General features: G+C 74.8%; 16 protein-coding genes. All 16 read left to right on the top strand.

The genetic code is table 11. The annotated features are described in order from the left end of the window. Nucleotides 1-201 precede the first annotated feature (201 nt). The 16 genes from menD (at nt 202) to nuoF (ending at nt 16,975) form a co-directional block, all read left to right on the top strand. A complete protein-coding gene (gene menD / locus HH311_RS19030; protein WP_169185253.1) occupies nt 202-1,983 on the top strand; it encodes a 2-succinyl-5-enolpyruvyl-6-hydroxy-3-cyclohexene-1-carboxylic-acid synthase in 1,782 nt (593 codons plus the stop codon). Beyond that, nucleotides 1,980-4,931, top strand: coding sequence for a Na+/H+ antiporter subunit A (locus tag HH311_RS19035; protein ID WP_312030243.1), 2,952 nt, complete (start codon nt 1,980-1,982; stop codon nt 4,929-4,931). The genes menD and HH311_RS19035 overlap by 4 nt, the downstream gene beginning before the upstream one ends. Continuing rightward, nucleotides 4,928-5,395 carry a Na(+)/H(+) antiporter subunit C gene (locus tag HH311_RS19040; RefSeq protein WP_169185254.1) on the top strand — a complete coding sequence of 156 codons (468 nt, stop codon included), beginning with the start codon at nt 4,928-4,930 and terminating at the stop codon, nt 5,393-5,395. Before HH311_RS19035 ends, HH311_RS19040 begins: the two co-directional genes overlap by 4 nt. Next, nucleotides 5,392-7,101, top strand: coding sequence for a Na+/H+ antiporter subunit D (locus tag HH311_RS19045; protein WP_169185255.1), 1,710 nt, complete (start codon nt 5,392-5,394; stop codon nt 7,099-7,101). Before HH311_RS19040 ends, HH311_RS19045 begins: the two co-directional genes overlap by 4 nt. Continuing rightward, entirely contained in the window at nt 7,098-7,700 is a 603-nt protein-coding gene (locus tag HH311_RS19050; RefSeq protein ID WP_169185256.1) for a Na+/H+ antiporter subunit E, read from the top strand. Before HH311_RS19045 ends, HH311_RS19050 begins: the two co-directional genes overlap by 4 nt. Further along, nucleotides 7,697-8,014 (top strand): monovalent cation/H+ antiporter complex subunit F, encoded by a 318-nt coding sequence (locus HH311_RS19055; RefSeq protein ID WP_169185257.1) that lies wholly within the window; start codon nt 7,697-7,699, stop codon nt 8,012-8,014. The genes HH311_RS19050 and HH311_RS19055 overlap by 4 nt, the downstream gene beginning before the upstream one ends. Then, a complete protein-coding gene (mnhG, locus tag HH311_RS19060; RefSeq protein WP_169185258.1) occupies nt 8,011-8,358 on the top strand; it encodes a monovalent cation/H(+) antiporter subunit G in 348 nt (115 codons plus the stop codon). Before HH311_RS19055 ends, mnhG begins: the two co-directional genes overlap by 4 nt. A 138-nt stretch (nt 8,359-8,496) precedes the next feature. Further along, nucleotides 8,497-9,114 carry a DUF3592 domain-containing protein gene (locus HH311_RS19065; protein WP_169185259.1) on the top strand — a complete coding sequence of 206 codons (618 nt, stop codon included), beginning with the start codon at nt 8,497-8,499 and terminating at the stop codon, nt 9,112-9,114. After that, on the top strand, nt 9,111-9,827 hold the full coding sequence (locus HH311_RS19070) for a demethylmenaquinone methyltransferase (RefSeq protein ID WP_169185260.1): 717 nt from the start codon (nt 9,111-9,113) through the stop codon (nt 9,825-9,827). Before HH311_RS19065 ends, HH311_RS19070 begins: the two co-directional genes overlap by 4 nt. 308 nt (nt 9,828-10,135) lie before the next feature. After that, on the top strand, nt 10,136-11,503 hold the full coding sequence (locus HH311_RS19075; protein WP_312030247.1) for a geranylgeranyl reductase family protein: 1,368 nt from the start codon (nt 10,136-10,138) through the stop codon (nt 11,501-11,503). A gap of 198 nt (nt 11,504-11,701) precedes the next feature. Continuing rightward, nucleotides 11,702-12,088 carry an NADH-quinone oxidoreductase subunit A gene (locus HH311_RS19080; protein ID WP_169185262.1) on the top strand — a complete coding sequence of 129 codons (387 nt, stop codon included), beginning with the start codon at nt 11,702-11,704 and terminating at the stop codon, nt 12,086-12,088. Between the two features lie 12 nt (nt 12,089-12,100). Further along, nucleotides 12,101-12,661 (top strand): NADH-quinone oxidoreductase subunit B family protein, encoded by a 561-nt coding sequence (locus tag HH311_RS19085; RefSeq protein WP_169185263.1) that lies wholly within the window; start codon nt 12,101-12,103, stop codon nt 12,659-12,661. 6 nt (nt 12,662-12,667) lie between these two features. After that, entirely contained in the window at nt 12,668-13,465 is a 798-nt protein-coding gene (locus HH311_RS19090; protein ID WP_169185264.1) for an NADH-quinone oxidoreductase subunit C, read from the top strand. A 17-nt stretch (nt 13,466-13,482) separates the two neighbouring features. Further along, entirely contained in the window at nt 13,483-14,823 is a 1,341-nt protein-coding gene (locus HH311_RS19095) for an NADH-quinone oxidoreductase subunit D (protein WP_211190489.1), read from the top strand. Beyond that, nucleotides 14,820-15,614, top strand: a complete 795-nt coding sequence (nuoE, locus tag HH311_RS19100; protein ID WP_169185265.1) for an NADH-quinone oxidoreductase subunit NuoE — start codon at nt 14,820-14,822, stop codon at nt 15,612-15,614. Before HH311_RS19095 ends, nuoE begins: the two co-directional genes overlap by 4 nt. Then, a complete protein-coding gene (nuoF, locus tag HH311_RS19105; RefSeq protein ID WP_169185266.1) occupies nt 15,611-16,975 on the top strand; it encodes an NADH-quinone oxidoreductase subunit NuoF in 1,365 nt (454 codons plus the stop codon). The genes nuoE and nuoF overlap by 4 nt, the downstream gene beginning before the upstream one ends. The last annotated feature ends 1 nt before the right edge of the window (nt 16,976 follow it).

Here is a 16,976-nt window from a genome sequence, read left to right on the forward strand (position 1 = left end):
GCTCCCCGATACGTCCCCACGCGCCTCACCAACCACACGGGTGTCACTCGACGAGGTGGAGCGCCGCTCGATCGGCGCGCCTCCTGGCTCCGGTCCGCTCGCCGTGGGTGGCACCCGCGCGGGATGTGGGTGGGGTCGCGGCGCCCGCCGCGACGCGGTTCGCCCGGCCGGGAGGCCGTGCGCTCACTACGCTCGCCCGCCGTGAACCCGTCGACCGTGCAGGCCCGCGTGGTCGTCGACGAGTGGGTCCGCGGCGGCGTCCGCGACGTGGTCGCGTGCCCGGGGTCGCGGAACGCCCCGCTGCTCCTGGCGGCCCACGCCGCCGACGCAGCGGGGCGGCTGCGGCTGCACATGCGCATCGACGAGCGCTCGGCCGGCTTCCTCGCCGTCGGGCTCGCCGCCGCCTCCGGGCGTCCGGTGCCCGTGGTCGTCACCTCGGGCACCGCGGTCGCCGAGCTGCACCCGGCGGTGCTCGAGGCCTCCCACGCCGGGGTCCCGCTCGTCGTGGCCAGCGCCGACCGTCCGCTGGAGCTGCTCGGGACCGGGGCCAACCAGACCGTCGACCAGGCGGGGCTGTTCGGCGGCGCGGTCCGGGCGAGCGTCGTGCTCCCGCTCGCCGAGGACCGCCCCCGCGCCGCGGCGGGGTGGCGCGCCGCGGTCTGCCGCGTGCTCGACCGGGCGGCGGGCACCGGCACCGCCGACCCGGGCCCGGTGCAGCTCGACCTGCCGCTGCGCGAGCCGCTGGTGCCCGGGGAGCCCGACCCCGACGACGACGCCGACCTCCCCGGCTGGGCGGCCGGGCGTCCCGACGGCGGCCCCTGGACGCGGGTCGCGTCCCGCGCCCCGCGGGTCGGGGCGCTCGACCTCTCCTCCCCGGTCCCGACGGTCGTCGTCGCCGGCCACGGGGCTGCCGCGCCGGACGGGCTCCCCGACGGCGTCCCCGTCGTCGCCGAGCCGACCTCCCCGCTGTGGGGGCGCGGGCTGCGGGCCGGGACGCGGCTGCTCGACGCCGCGCTCGGCGGGTCCGCCCCCGGGCTGCTGCCGGCCCGGGTCGTCGTCCTCGGGCGCCCGACGCTGCACCGGCCGGTCTCGCGGCTGCTCGCGGACCCGCGGGTGGAGGTCGTCGTCGTCCCCGCCGCGGCGGCGGGCGCGCCGGCGCGGCCCGGGTGGACCGACGTCGCCGGCACCGCGGCGCAGGTCGGGGCGCTGCCCCCGCCGCCGGCGTGGGGGGTGGACGAGGACTACGGCGCGCGGGTGGCCGCCGCCGACGCCCGGGTGGCCGACGCGCTGGGCGACGCCGTGGAGGAGGGCACCGGGCCCGCGCTGGCGGCGGCCGTGGTGGCGGCGCTGCCGGCCGGGGCCCTGCTGGTGGTCGGTTCCTCGAGCCCGGTGCGCGACGTCTCCCTCGCCGCGCGGCCGCGCGAGGACGTCACCGTGGTCTCGGCCCGCGGTGTCTCCGGGATCGACGGCGCGGTGTCCTTCGCGACCGGCGCGGCCCTCGCCCAGGACAGCCCCGCCTACGCGCTGCTCGGCGACCTGACCTTCCTGCACGACTCGGGCGGGCTGCTCGTCGGCGCGCACGAGCCGCGGCCCGAGCTCGTCGTCGTGGTCGCCAACGACGACGGCGGCAGCGTGTTCGCCACGCTCGAGCAGGGCGCCGCGGAGTACGCCGGGGCCTTCGAGCGGGTCTTCGCCGTGCCGCACGGCACCGACCTGGCGGCGCTCTGCCGGGCCCACCACGTCGAGCACACCGCCCCGTCCGGCCCGGCCGAGCTGACCGCCGCGCTCGCGCCCACCGGCCGGCGCGGGGTCCGGGTGGTCGAGGTCGTGGTCGACCGCGCGGACCGCCGCGGGCTCGCCGACCGCCAACGACAGATCGCCCTGGACGCGCTGCGTCGCTACCAGATCGGCTGTGAGGCCGCTGTTCCCGACAAACCGGACGGTACGACCCCGATCGGTAGCATCGTCAACGACGGTGCGTGAGCGGAGGGGGCGATCCGTTGCTGGTGGTGCTCGGGGTCCACGCCCTCGCCGCGCTGCTCGCCCCGGCGCTGGTGCGCACCCTCGGGCGCCGCGCGTTCGCCCTCCTCGCCCTCGTCCCCGCAGCCGCCTGCGCCTGGATCGCCACGCGGCTGCCCACCGTGGTCGCCGGCGGCACCGTCACCGAGGGGTTCTCCTGGATCCCGGCGCTCGGCGTCGAGGTCGCCGTGCGGCTCGACGCCCTCTCGGCGACCCTCTCGCTGCTCGTCACCGGCGTCGGCGCGCTCGTCGTCGCCTACTGCGCGCGCTACTTCACCCCGTCGTCGCGCGGGCTCGGGCGCTTCGCCGCGGTCCTCGTCGGCTTCGCCGGCGCGATGCTCGCGCTGGTGTGGGCCGACGACGTCGTCGTGCTCTACGTCTGCTGGGAGCTCACGACGATCTTCTCGTTCCTGCTCGTGGGCCAGGACGCCCACAAGCGGGCGAGCCGGGCGGCCGCGATGCAGGCGCTCGTCGTCACCGCCGCCGGCGGGCTGACCATGCTGGTGGGGCTGGTCGTCCTCGCCGAGGCCGCCGGCACCTACCGGCTCTCGGGGATCGCCGCCGCCGGCCCGCACCTCTCCGGCGCCGCGGTCACCGCGGGCGTCGTGTGCGTGCTCGTCGGGGCGCTGTCGAAGTCCGCGCTGGTCCCCTTCCACTTCTGGCTGCCCTCGGCGATGGCCGCGCCCACCCCGGTCAGCGCGTTCCTGCACGCCGCGGCGATGGTCAAGGCCGGCGTCTACCTCGTGCTGCGCCTCGCGCCGGGGTTCGCCGACGTCGCCGCCTGGCGACCGCTGATCGCGGTGCTGGCGGCGCTGACCATGCTGCTCGGCGGCGTGGTGGCGGCGCGACAGCACGACCTCAAGCTGCTGCTCGCCCACGGGACGGTGTCCCAGCTGGGCTTCATGGTGCTGCTCGCCGGGGCAGGCACCCGGGACGCCGGGCTGGCGGCGCTCGCCCTCGTCGTCGCGCACGCGCTGTTCAAGTCCGCGCTCTTCCTCACCGTCGGTGTGATCGACCGCTGCGCCGGCACGCGGGACCTGCGGGAGCTCTCCGGCCTCGGCCGCCGCGCGCCCGTGCTCGCCGCGGCCGGGACGCTCGCGGCCGCCTCGATGGCGGGGATACCGCCGCTGCTCGGGTTCGTCACCAAGGAGGGCGCGTTCGAGGCGTTCCTCCACGACTCGTACGGACCGGCGGCGCCGGTCCTGCTCGCCGTCGTCGTCCTCGGCTCGGTGCTGACCGTCGCCTACAGCACCCGGTTCGTGGTGGGCGCCTTCACCGACGCGTTCACCACCGACCCGCACCGGACGTGGATCCGGCCGGGCCCGCTCTTCGTCGCCGTCCCGGCCGTCCTCGGGCTCGCCGGTCTCGTCGCGGGACCGGCCATCGGGCTGATCACGCCCCTGCTCACCGGCTACGCCGACACGCTCGCCGCGACCTACCCCACCCCGCTCGTCCTGAAGCTCTGGCCGGGCGTCACGGTCGCGCTCGGGCTCTCGGCGCTCGCGATCGTGCTGGGCGTGCTCGTCGCGCTGCCCCGCATCGCGGCCCGCACGGCGGCGCTGCGCCCGCTCGCCGCGATCCGCTCCGAGGTCACCTGGCGCGCGCTGGTCCACGCCGTCGAGGCGGGCTCGATGCGGGTGACCGCGCAGACCCAGCGGGGGTCGCTCGCCGTCGTCGTCTGCACCGTCCTCGGGGTGCTGCTGGCCGGCCCGGGCGTCGCCCTGGTCGCGACCGGGGCGCTCGGGGAGATCCGTCTCGACCGCGTCGCGGACTCCCCGGCCCAGGTCGTCGCCGGGGTCCTCGCCGTCGTCTCGACGGTGGCGGCCGCGCTCGCCCGGCGCCGCCTCGCCGCGGTCCTGCTCGTCGGGGGCCTCGGCTACGCCGTCGCGGTCGTCTTCGCGCTCGCCGGGGCGCCCGACGTCGCGCTCACCCAGGCCCTCGTCGAGACGATGACGCTGGTCGCGGTCGTCCTCGTGCTGCGCCGCCTGCCCCGGGACATCACCGAGCACCACTCGCCGCGGCGCCGGCTGGCCCGGCTCGCGATCGCCGCGCCCGTCGGGGTCCTCCTCGCGCTGCTGGGGGCCGCCGCCCTCGGGGTCCGCTCGCTGCCCGCGGTCTCGACGGCCTTCCCGTCGCAGGCCTACGCGTTCGGGGCGGGCCAGAACGTCGTCAACGTGACCCTGGTCGACATCCGCGCGTGGGACACCATCGGCGAGCTCTCGGTGCTGCTGGCGGCCGCGACCGGCGTGGCGAGCCTGGTCTTCCTGGACCGCCGCACCGGGACCCCGCCGGGCGGGTCCCGACGCCGCCGCGGCCCAGCCATCCCGGACCCAGCCACCCCGGATCCGGCCGTGCCGTCGGCCTGGCTGCGCGGCCCGACGCTCGAACGGCTCGCGCGCCGGGCGCGCCCCGGACCCGCGGCGACCGAGCGCACGCTGCTCCTCGAGGTCGTCACCCGGCTCGTCTTCCCGACGATCATGGTGGTGTCGGTGTACTTCCTGTTCGCCGGGCACAACGCGCCGGGCGGCGGGTTCGCCGGCGGGCTGCTGGCCGGGCTCGCGCTCGTGGCGCGCTACGTGGCGGGCGGGCGCTACGAGCTGGGGGAGGCGGCACCGGTCGAGGCGGGCACGCTGCTCGGCGCGGGCCTGCTGTGCGCCGGGCTGTCCGGCCTGGCCGGGCTCGTCCTCGGCGGCGAGGTGCTGCAGACCGCGGTGCTCGAGCTCGACGTCCCCGTCCTCGGCCACGTCAAGCTCGTGACGTCGCTGTTCTTCGACGTCGGCGTGTACCTCATCGTGGTCGGCCTCGTGCTGGACATCCTGCGCAGCCTCGGCGCCGAGCTCGACCGGCTCGGCGACACCCCGGCGACCCCGGACCCCACCCCCGTCACCACCGGATCGGAGGTGCGCCCGTGACCACCTCGTGGCTGCTGCTCATGCTCATCGCCGTGCTCTACACCGCGGGCGTCTACCTGCTGCTCGACCGCAGCCTCACCCGGGTGCTGCTGGGCATCCTCGTCCTCGGCAACGCCACCAACCTGCTCGTGATCTCCGCCGGCGGGCCGACGGGGGCCGCGGCCCTCGTCGGGCGCGCGCCCGAGGCGGCGATGAGCGACGCGCTGGTGCAGGCCCTGGTGCTCACCGCCATCGTCATCACCCTGGGCGTCGCCGCGTTCCTGCTGGCGATCATCCACCGGTCCTGGACGCTCGACCGCGAGGACGACCTCACCGAGGACACCGAGGACCGCTCGGTGCGCCGCCGGCTGGCCCGGGGCGAGCAGGTCGACGAGGACGAGCTCGACACCACCGGCTGCGAGGAGGTCTCCGACACCGACGACGACCGGGCCGGATCCGAGGCCGGGGCGGAGGCGCAGGCGTGAACCCCGCCCCGGGCCTCGTCGAGAGCCTCCTGCCGCTGCCGGTCCTGCTGCCGCTGCTCGGCGCCGGCGCGGCGCTGGTCCTCGCCGGCCGCCCCACCGCGCAGCGCACCGTCTCGGTCGGCGTGCTCGCCGCGGTGGTGGCGATCTCGGCGGTCCTGCTCGCCGGCGCCGCGGGCGGGCCGAAGGTGGTCACCGTCGGGTCGTGGCCCGCGCCGCTGGGGATCACGCTCGTCGCCGACGGCCTGTCGACGGTCATGCTCCTGACGTCGATGACCGTGACGCTGCTGGTACTGCTCTACGCGATCGGCCAGGGCACCAGCGACGACGACGCCCGCACCCCGGTCTCGATCTTCCACCCGACCTACCTGGTGCTCACGGCCGGCGTCGCCGACGCGTTCCTCTCCGGCGACCTGTTCAACCTCTACGTCGGGTTCGAGGTCCTCCTCATGGCGAGCTACGTGCTGCTCACCCTGGGCGGAACGCGGTCGCGGGTGCGCGCGGGCCTGACCTACGTCGTCGTGAACGTCCTGTCCTCGCTGGTCTTCCTCATCGGGATCGCGCTGGTCTACGCCGCGGTGGGCACGCTGAACCTGGCGCAGATCTCGGTGCGGATGGCGTCGGTGCCGCCGGGCACGCAGCTCGCGATCCACCTGGTGCTGCTCACCGCGTTCGGCATCAAGGCCGCGGTCTTCCCGCTCTCGGCGTGGCTCCCCGACTCCTACCCGACTGCGGCCGCCCCGGTCACCGCGGTCTTCGCCGGCCTGCTCACGAAGGTCGGCGTCTACTCGATCATCCGCACGCAGACGTTGCTGTTCCCGATCTCGCCGGTCGCCGACGACGTCCTGATGATCGCGGCCCTGGCGACGATGGTGATCGGGGCGCTCGGCGCGATCGCCCAGGAGGACCTCAAGCGCGTCCTGTCGTTCACGCTGGTCAGCCACATCGGCTACATGGTCTTCGGGGTGGCGCTGGCGACGCCGGCGGGCCTCGGGGCGGCGATCTTCTACGTCGTCCACCACATCACCGTCCAGGCCGCGCTGTTCTGCGTCGCGGGCCTCGTCGAACGCGTCGGGGGCTCCACGTCGACGACGCGGCTCGCCGGGCTCGCGGCCGCCTCCCCGCTCCTGGCCGTGCTGTTCTTCCTGCCCGCGATCAACCTCGGCGGCATCCCGCCGCTGTCGGGGTTCGTCGGGAAGCTCGGGCTGGTCGAGGCCGGCGTCCAGGACGGCTCGGTGCTCGCGTGGCTGCTCGTCGGCGGGGCGGCGCTGACCAGCCTGCTCACGCTGTACGCGATGGCGAAGGTGTGGGTGCTCGCGTTCTGGCGCCCGGTCGACCAGCTCCCGGCCGAGGAGCCCGCCGACGACCGCGCCGGTCCCGCCGGTCCCGACCGTTCCGGACGCTCCGACGACGAGGACCGGTACCCGGTGCTCATCGGCGCCGGCCCGCCGCGCGGGCCGGGCACGGCCGCGTACTCCGGCGAGCTGCTCGGCACGCCGGCGCGGCGGGCCGGGGAGCGCACCCGGGTGGCGCTGCCCGCACTCATGACCGGCGCGACGGTGGCGCTGGTGACCGTCGGGCTGGCGCTCACCGTGGTCGCCGGCGCGCTCTACGCCTACACCGACCGTGCCGCGGGCGACCTCCTCGCCCGCACTCCCTACGTCTCCGCCGTGTTCTCCCAGACCGTCGACACCCGGGTGACCCGGTGAGCGGGCGGCGGCTGCCCCGCCCGCGGCTGCTGCGCGTGGCGTGGCTGACGCTCGTCTGGGTCCTGCTCTGGGGCACGTTCTCGTGGGCGAACCTGCTCGGCGGGATCGTCGTGGCCCTGGCCGTCCTCCTGCTCTTCCCGCTGCCCGCGGTGTCCTCGGACGGCGGGCTGCGCCCGCTCGGGCTGCTGCGGGTGGTGCTCGACGTGGCCCGCGACCTCGCGGTGTCGAGCGTGCAGGTGGCCTGGCAGTCGGTCCGGCCCGGGCCGCCGATCCGCAGCTCGATCGTCGCGGTCGAGGTGCCCGACGACTCGGAGCTGCTGATGGCCCTGCTCGTCGAGTGCCTCTCGCTGGTCCCGGGCAGCGTCGTCGTCGAGGCGTCCGCCGCGGAGCGGACGCTCTGGGCCCACGTGCTCGGCGCCGGCGACGACGCGGCCCTCGCCCGGTTCCGGCGGCAGGTCGACCGGCTCGCGGCCGACCTGGTGGCCGCGGGGGTGGACCGGGTGCGCGTCGTGCCCGACCACGCGACCCGCGTGGCGGCGGGCAGCGACCCGCGCGACGACCCGCCCGAGGACCCCGACACCCCGGAGGTGCGCCCGTGAGCGCCGCCGCCGTCCTGCTCCTCGTCGCCCTGGGGGTGCTCGGGCTGGCCCTGCTGCTGGTGACCGTCCGCTTCGTGCGCGGCCCGTCGACGCTCGACCGGCTCGTGTCCCTCGACGCGATCGTCGCGGTGATCATGTGCGGGCTGATGGCGCACGTGGCGCTGACGGGCGACTCGGCGATCGTGCCCGCCGTCGTCGCGATCAGCCTCGTCGGCTTCCTGGGGTCGTCGACGGTGGCCCGGTTCGTGCGGCGCGCCCAGCACGACGAGCACGGCGCCGCGGACCGGACCGACCGCGGGGAGGACGACCGGTGACCGCCCTCGACGTCGTCGGCGCCGTGCTCGTGGTGCTGGGCGCGCTCCTCGCGCTGGCCGCCGCGATCGGGCTGCTGCGCCTGCCCGACGTCCTCTCCCGCATGCACGCGGCCACCAAGCCGCAGACCGCGGGGCTCGTCCTCGTCGTCGTCGGCACCGCGCTCCTGCTGCGCTCCAGCGCCGACGTCTGGATGCTCGTGCTCGTCGGCGCCTTCCAGCTCGTCACCGCACCCGTGACCGCCCACCTGGTCGGCCGGCTCGCGTACCGCTCCGGCGGCGTGCGGCCCGACCTGCTCCACCGCGACGACCTCGCCGGGCGCACCGACCGTTCGTCCCCCGGGTGAGCCGCTCGTGAGCCCGCCGTGCGGCGGGGGTGTGGTGATCGGTGGGTGGCCGCCCGCTCGCCCCGCGAGGTCACCCGACCGGCGCACGGACCCGCTCCCGACGAGGGCCTCCCGCCCGTCCTCACTACCCTGGTCGGCGTGACGGATCTGCGCGCGCTGGTCACCCATCGCGCCCGGGTCGCGCGACGCGGCGCCGGGCAGGCGCTGCACGCCACGCTGCTGGTCCTGGCCCCCGTCGTGCGCCGCGCGCCGGCCATCGTCGTGGGTCTCGGGCTGGTGCTCTCGACGCTCGCGGTGCTCGTCCTCGTCGGGGCCGCGCGCAACGACGCGGCGATCACCGCCGACCGCGGGGTGGCCGTCGGCGAGGTGCTCGAGGGCTCCGACGCCCAGCACACCTTCATCCGCTACACCGCCGCCGACGGTGCCGTGCTCACGCCCGACACCGGGGTGCTCTACCCGCGTGGCCTCGAGCCGGGCAACTACGTGCTCGTCGAGTACGACCGCGACAAGCCCGAGCTGGTGCGCGTCGCCGGCCGGAACTGGACCGCGGGGCTCCTGCCCGTCGCCCTCGGGGTGGCCGGCGTCTGGGTGGTGCTCGGCCCGCTGGCCTGGTGGCTCGCGCGGCGGCGCCGGCCCCGTCCCGGGGTGGCGCCCGACGCCACGACGCCCCCGGACGCCGCGCCGGACGAGGCCGACCCGCGGCCCGACGAGGACGCGGAGCGCGAGCCGGTCGGGGCGGCGGGGGCGCCGCGGTGACCGCCGGCCCGGCCGAGCGGGGCTCGCGGGCCGGGCTCGACCGCGATCCCTCCGCGGTCGCGCGGATGTTCGACGCCGTCGCCGCCCGCTACGACGTCACCAACACGGTGCTGTCCTTCGGCCGCGACCGGGCGTGGCGGCGCGCGACGCGGGACGCGCTGGCGTTGGCACCGGGCGAGGTCGTGCTCGACATCGCCGCCGGCACCGGGGTGTCGACGGTGGAGCTCGCCCGCTCCGGGGCCACCTGCCTCGCCGCCGACTTCTCGCTCGGCATGCTGCGCGCCGGCCGGGCCCGCCACGCGGGCGAGGTCCCCTACGTCGCCGCGGACGCGATGAGCCTGCCGCTGCCCGACGCGTCGGTCGACGCCGTGACCATGTCCTTCGGCCTGCGCAACGTCGTCGACCCGGACGCCGCGCTGGCCGAGTTCGCCCGGGTGACCCGGCCCGGCGGGCGGCTCGCGATCTGCGAGTTCTCGACCCCGACGTGGGCGCCCTTCCGCCGGGTCTACACCGACTACCTCATGCGGGCGCTCCCGCGGGTGGCGCGCGCGGTCAGCTCGAACCCGGACGCGTACGTGTACCTGGCCGAGTCGATCCGGGCGTGGCCCGACCAGCGGGCGATGGCCCGCCGCATCACGGCCGCCGGGTGGGGCGCTGTGAGCTGGCGGGACCTCACGGGCGGGATCGTCGCCCTCCACACCGCGGTCCGGTAGGCGCGGGTCCGGTCGGCCCGATCGTTTGGCTCGGCGAGGGGCACGGTGCGCATCCCGCAGGGCGGGTTGACGTGCCTCAGGTGCTCCTGATCTTGCTTGGCCGCCCCGGACAGCCGCAATCGAAGGAGGTTCCCGGCTCCGTCACGGTCGAATCGCGATTCCACCGAGCGTGTCGCACGCAACATGCCTAGACTGAGCGCGCCCGGAGCTAGTGAACGAATTCACAAGGAGCCACGGTGTCCGCTCACCACCACGAGCGCACCCGGCGGACCGTCGGGGGCGACAGGGGTGGCCAGGCCTCCGCCGACGTGATCGTCGTCGGCGCCGGCCCCGCCGGCTCCACCGCGGCCACCTATCTCGCCCGGGCCGGGCTCGACGTGCTCGTGCTCGAGAAGTCGGCGTTCCCCCGCGAGAAGGTGTGCGGGGACGGGCTGACCCCGCGCGCGGTCAAGCAGCTCATCGACCTCGGGATCGACACCCGCGAGGAGGCCGGCTGGCTGCACAACAAGGGCCTGCGGGTGCTCGGCGGCGGGCTCTCGGTCGAGCTGCCCTGGCCCGAGCTCACCAGCTTCCCGCCCTACGGGCTCGTGCGGCCGCGCCGCGACTTCGACCAGATGCTCGCCGACCACGCGCGGGCCGCCGGGGCGCGGGTCGAGGAGCAGACCGCGGTCTCCGGCGCGCTGACCGACGAGCGGACCGGCCGCGTCGTCGGGGTCGAGGCCCGCCGCGGGCCGGAGCGCGAGGCCGTCACCTACCGTGCGCCGCTCGTGGTCGCCGCCGACGGGGTCGGCGCGCGCACGGCGCTCTCCCGCGGGATCGGCAAGCGGGACGACCGGCCGCTCGGCGTCGCGGTCCGCCGGTACTACACGAGCCCCCGCAGCGACGACGACTTCCTCGAGACCCACCTCGAGCTCTGGGACCGTTCCGGGGAGACGAAGCGGAGCGGAGCTCGACCAGATCGAGCTGACCAGGACCGTCTCCTGCCCGGCTACGGCTGGGTGTTCGGCATGGGCGACGGGACGGCCAACGTCGGGCTCGGCATCCTCGACCAGTCGAACGCGACGGGGTCGAACTACCGGGCGATGCTGCGGGCCTGGTGCGACTCGCTGCCCGCGGAGTGGGGCTTCACCGAGGAGAACGCGGTGAACGAGATCGGCGGCGCCGCGCTGCCGATGGGGTTCAACCGCACCCCGGTCTACGCCGACGGGCTGCTGCTCGTCGGCGACGCGGGGGGCATGGTCAACTCCTTCAACGGCGAGGGCATCGCCTACGCCATGCAGTCGGCCGCCCTCGCGGCCGAGGCGGTGCTCCAGGCGCGGGCTAGGTCCGAGGGCCCCGCCCGGGAGCGCGCGCTGGAGGGCTACCCGGCGGCGGTCCGGGCCGAGCTCGCCAGCTACTACCGGCTCGGCAACCGCTTCGCCCACGCGCTGCGCCACCCGTGGCTGGTGCAGTACACGGCCCGCCACGGACTGCCGCGCCAGGCGCTCATGCGGTTCCTGCTCAAGCTGCTCGCGAACCTGCACGACCGCCGTGACGGCGACGTCTCCGACCGGCTCCTCGAGCTGCTGCTGCGGCTGACCCCGCAGCTCCCGGACGCGCCGCCGTCCGTCGGGCGCCCCGCCCGGCACGCCAGGCCGACCACCCGCTCGGCGTCGGGGAGGGATCGCGCCGCGTGAGACGAGCACCCGACCACGAGTAAGGCGACCCTCATCTGGGGCGCGATCCACCGCGCTCCGTAGGGTCCAGGTCCGTCCGGCACAGGTGACCTCCGACACCACCCAGGCAGTGGCGAGGAGCACGGTTCCTCGGGCGGCACCCCGCAGGACCAGCGACGACGAACGACAGCCACGACCACCGTGCAGGAGGACTCCGCGATGCAGGGCCCGGGGGCGGCCGGACTCACGGCCTACGTGCCCCTCCTCGTCATGTTCATCCTCGCGGGAGGGTTCGCGCTCTTCTCGGTGACGGCGGCGCCGTACATCGGCCCGCGGCGCTACAACCGCGCCAAGCTCGACACCTACGAGTGCGGCATCGAGCCCTCGCCGCAGCCGCTCGTGGGCGGCGGCCGCGTGCCGGTCGCGTACTACCTCACGGCGATGCTGTTCATCCTCTTCGACGTCGAGATGGTGTTCCTCTACCCGTTCGTGATCAACATCGACGCCCTCGGCCTGTTCGGGCTCGTCGAGGTCGTGCTGTTCATCGGGACCGTCGCGTTCGCCTACGCCTACGTGTGGCGGCGCGGCGGCCTGGACTGGACCTAGGAGGTCCGAGACATGGGACTCGAGGAGAAGCTGCCCAACGGGATCCTGCTGGCCACCGTCGAGGGACTGGTCAACTGGACCCGCAAGGCGTCGCTGTGGCCGGCCACGTTCGGGCTGGCCTGCTGCGCGATCGAGATGATGACCTCGGGGGCACCGCGCTACGACCTCGGCCGCTTCGGCATGGAGGTCTTCCGGCCCAGCCCCCGCCAGGCCGACCTGATGATCGTGGCGGGCCGCGTCACCAACAAGATGGCCCCGGTCCTGCGCCAGATCTACGACCAGATGGCCGAGCCCCGCTGGGTGCTCGCGATGGGGGTCTGCGCGTCGTCGGGCGGGATGTTCAACAACTACGCCGTGGTCCAGGGCGTCGACCACGTCGTCCCCGTCGACATGTACCTCCCGGGCTGCCCGCCGCGGCCCGAGATGCTCATCGACGCGATCCTCAAGCTGCACCAGAAGATCCAGCACGAGCCGCTCGGCCCGGTGCGCGCCGAGCTCGCCGCCGAGCGCCGCGCGCAGGGCGAGAAGCTCGAGCTGCTGCCCTCGTCGGTCAAGTACGGGCGGGAGTCCTAGAGCGCCATGGCCGACGACGAGAAGCAGCCCGGCGTCCCCGCGACGGGGGCCGGCGGCGCCAGCGGCCCGACGGGGGCCACCAACTCCTCGAGCGCCGGGGCCGTGGCCCAGGGCCCGCTCGAGCAGCACCGGCCGCACGCGCCGACGGTGACCGGGCGCGCCCGCGAGGGCATGTTCGGCATCCACGGCTCCGGCGACACCTCGGGGTTCGGCGGCCTGCGGCTGCCCGCCTACGCGCCGGCCCCGGCCGAGCGCCCGTACGGCGGCTGGTTCGACGAGGTCGTCGACGAGACCGCGGCCGCGCTGGAGGAGGGCGGCCTGGCCTTCGAGGACGCCGTCCCGCAGGTGACCGTCGACCGCGGCGAGATGACCTGGTACGTCGCCCGCGAGCACCTCCCGACGCTGGCCCGCACGCTGCGCGACGACCCCGCGCTGCGCTTCGAGTTCTGCTCCGGGGTGTCCGGCGTCGACTACGGCGAGGGCATCCCGCAGCAGCTGCACTCGGTGGTGCAGCTGCTGTCGATGACCTACCGCCGGCGGCTGCGCCTCGAGGTCTGCCTGGACCTCGACGACCCGCACTGCCCGTCGCTCGTGTCGATCTACCCGACGGCGGACTGGCACGAGCGCGAGACCTGGGACATGTTCGGCATCGTCTACGACGGCCACCCGAGCCTGACCCGGATCCTCATGCCGGACGACTGGAACGGCCACCCGCAGCTCAAGAGCTACCCGCTGGGCGGCATCCCGGTCGAGTACAAGGGCGCCGAGATCCCGCCGCCCGACCAGCGGAGGGCGTACACGTGACCGACATCGACCGGGGCCTGGACCCCGCAGCGTCCGACCCCGCAGCGTCCGATCCCTTCGGGGCCTCGTCCCGCGAGACCACCGAGGGCACCGTCTACACGGTCACCGGCGGCGACTGGGACGAGCTGCTCGGCGAGACCACCGGCGACGAGCGCATCGTCATCAACATGGGGCCGCAGCACCCCTCGACCCACGGCGTGCTGCGCCTCGTCCTGGAGATCTCCGGCGAGACGGTGACCGACTGCCGGCTGGTGATCGGCTACCTGCACACCGGCATCGAGAAGAACTGCGAGTACCGCACCTGGACCCAGGGCGTCACGTTCGTGACGCGCGCGGACTACCTCTCGCCGCTGTTCACCGAGACCGCCTACTGCATGTCGACCGAGCGGCTGCTCGGCATCGAGGTCCCGACGCGGGCCCAGGTCGTCCGGGTGCTCCTCATGGAGATCAACCGGATCGGCTCGCACCTGGTCGCCCTGGCGACCGGCGGCATGGAGCTCGGCGCGCTCACCGGCATGACCAACGGGTTCCGGGAGCGCGAGGAGGTCCTGCACCTGCTCGAGTTCCTCACCGGTCTGCGCATGAACCACGCGTTCATCCGCCCCGGCGGCGTCGTCCAGGACCTCCCGGAGGGCGCCGAGAAGCGGATCCTCGAGTTCTGCGACGTCATGGACTCCCGCCTGCCCGGCTTCCACCAGCTCCTGACCGGCAACGCGATCTGGCAGCAGCGCCTCGTCGGGATCGGCTACCTCCCGCTCGACGGGTGCCTCTCGCTCGGCGTCACCGGGCCGATCCTGCGCTCCGCGGGCCTGGCCTGGGACCTGCGCAAGGTCGACCCCTACCTCGGCTACGAGCAGTACGACTTCGAGGTCCCGGTCGACAACGCCGCCGACTCCTTCGCCCGCTACAAGCTGCGGGTCGAGGAGATGCACCAGTCGCTGCGGATCATCCGGCAGGCCGTGGAGGCGCTCGAGCCCGGCCCGACGATGGTCGAGGACGCCAAGATCGCCTGGCCGGCGAAGCTCTCGATCGGCGCCGACGGCATGGGCAACTCGCTCGAGCACGTCCGCAAGATCATGGGCCAGTCGATGGAGTCGCTGATCCACCACTTCAAGCTGGTCACCGAGGGCTTCAAGGTCCCGCCGGGGCAGGCCTACGTGCCGATCGAGTCGCCGCGCGGCGAGCTCGGGGCGCACCTGGTCTCCGACGGCGGCACCCGCCCGCTGCGCGTGCACCTGCGCGACCCCAGCTTCGTCAACCTCCAGGCCGCGCCCGCCATGTGCGAGGGCGGGATGGTCTCCGACGTCATCGCGGCCCTGGCCAGCCTCGATCCGGTGATGGGTGGGTGTGACCGATGACGTCGACGGAAGACGTGGCGCGGCGGAGCTCGACCGGGCGGACCGTCGATGAGGTCGATCTGTCGATCTTCGACGGCCAGCGCGAGCGCGCCGCCGCGATCGTCGCCCGCTACCCGCAGCCGCGCTCGGCGCTGCTGCCGCTGCTGCACCTCGTGCAGCACGTCGAGGGCCACGTCGGCCGGGCCGGCGTCGCGTTCTGCGCCGACGTCCTCGACATCACGCCCGCGGAGGTCTCGGCCGTCGCGACCTTCTACACGATGTACAAGCGCGAGCCGGTCGGCGAGCACCTCGTCAGCGTCTGCACCAACACGCTGTGCGCAGCGCTGGGCGGCGACGACATCTACGCCGCGGTCCGCGAACGCCTCGGCGGCATCGGGCACGAGGAGACCAGCGGCACGCCGGGGGAGCCCGGCTCGCTCACCATCGAGCACGCCGAGTGCCTCGCCGCCTGCGACCTCGCCCCCGTGCTGACCGTCGACTACGAGTTCTTCGACCGGCAGACCGTCGACAGTGCGCTCGAGATCCTCGACGCCCTGCAGCGCGGCGAGAAGCCGCACCCCACCCGGGGCGCCCCGCTGACCGACTTCCGCTCCGTCGAGCTCCTGCTCGCCGGCTTCTTCGACGAGCCCGAGGTCGGTGGCGCCGCCGCCAACGCCGGACCGAGCGCCGACCCCTCGACGCTCGCCGGCGCCCGGCTCGCCGAGGAGCGCGGCTGGACCGCCCCGCCGATGCCCGAGCGAGGACCCGACCGGACCACCGAGTCCACCACCCTGCCCGGAGGTGCGTCATGACCGAGCCTGGGCCGGAGGAGTACACGCCCGACCCGCTGACCCCGGTGCTGACACGGCGCTGGCTGCTGCCGGAGTCCTGGACGCTGCGCCACTACACCGAGCTCGGCGGCTACGAGGCGCTCGACACCGCCTTCGCCACCGACCCGGCGGACCTGGTGAGCCTGGTCAAGGACTCCGGGCTGCGCGGCCGCGGCGGCGCGGGCTTCCCGACCGGCATGAAGTGGTCGTTCATCCCGCAGCCCAAGCCGGGCGAGGAGCCGACCGCGGCCACGAAGGACGCCCCGCAGTTCAAGCCGAAGTACCTCGTCATCAACGCCGACGAGGGTGAGCCCGGGACCTGCAAGGACGTCCCGCTGATGATGGCCGACCCGCACAGCCTCATCGAGGGCTGCATCATCACCAGCTACGCGATCCGCGCGAACTTCTGCGCGATCTACGTGCGCGGCGAGGTCGTCCACGCCCTCCGGCGGCTGCACTGGGCGGTCAAGGAGGCGTACGACGCCGGGCACCTCGGCCGGGACATCCACGGCAGCGGCTTCGACCTCGACATCGTCGTGCACGCCGGGGCCGGCGCGTACATCTGCGGCGAGGAGACCGCGCTGCTGGACTCCCTCGAGGGCCGGCGCGGGCAGCCCCGTCTCAAGCCGCCCTTCCCGGCGACGGCGGGTCTCTACGCCGCCCCGACGGTGGTCAACAACGTCGAGACGATCGCGACGGTCCCGTCGATCGTCGCGGGCGGCAAGGACTGGTTCCGGACGATGGGCCGCGAGCGCTCGCCCGGCCCGAAGATCTACTCGCTGTCCGGGCACGTCGAGCGGCCCGGACAGTACGAGGCGCCGCTGGGCACCACCCTGCGCGAGCTCCTCGAGATGGCGGGCGGGATGAAGGACGGGATCCCGCTCAAGTTCTGGACGCCGGGCGGCTCGTCCACGCCGCTGTTCACCGCCGAGCACCTCGACGTCCCGCTGGACTTCGAGGGCGCGGCCGAGGCCGGGTCCATGCTCGGGACCACCGCGCTCATGATCTTCAACGAGACCGTGTCCGTGCCGTGGGCGGTCATGAAGTGGACCGAGTTCTACGAGCACGAGTCCTGCGGCAAGTGCACCCCGTGCCGCGAGGGCTGCTACTGGCTGGCCGGGATCCTGCGCCGGCTCACCGAGGGCCGGGGCACCGAGTCGGACATCGACACCCTGCTCGACGTCTGCTCCAACGTGCTCGGCCGCTCGTTCTGCGCGCTGGGCGACGGCGCGGTGTCCCCGATCACCAGCGGGATCAAGTACTTCCGCCAGGAGTTCCTCGACCTCTGCGCCGATCAGCAGAGCCCAGCCTCCGAAACCCCCGTCCTCGCCGGAGCGCACTGAC

The sequence above is a fragment of the Actinomycetospora sp. TBRC 11914 genome (genome assembly GCF_012933465.1).
Taxonomy (GTDB): Bacteria; Actinomycetota; Actinomycetes; order Mycobacteriales; family Pseudonocardiaceae; genus Actinomycetospora.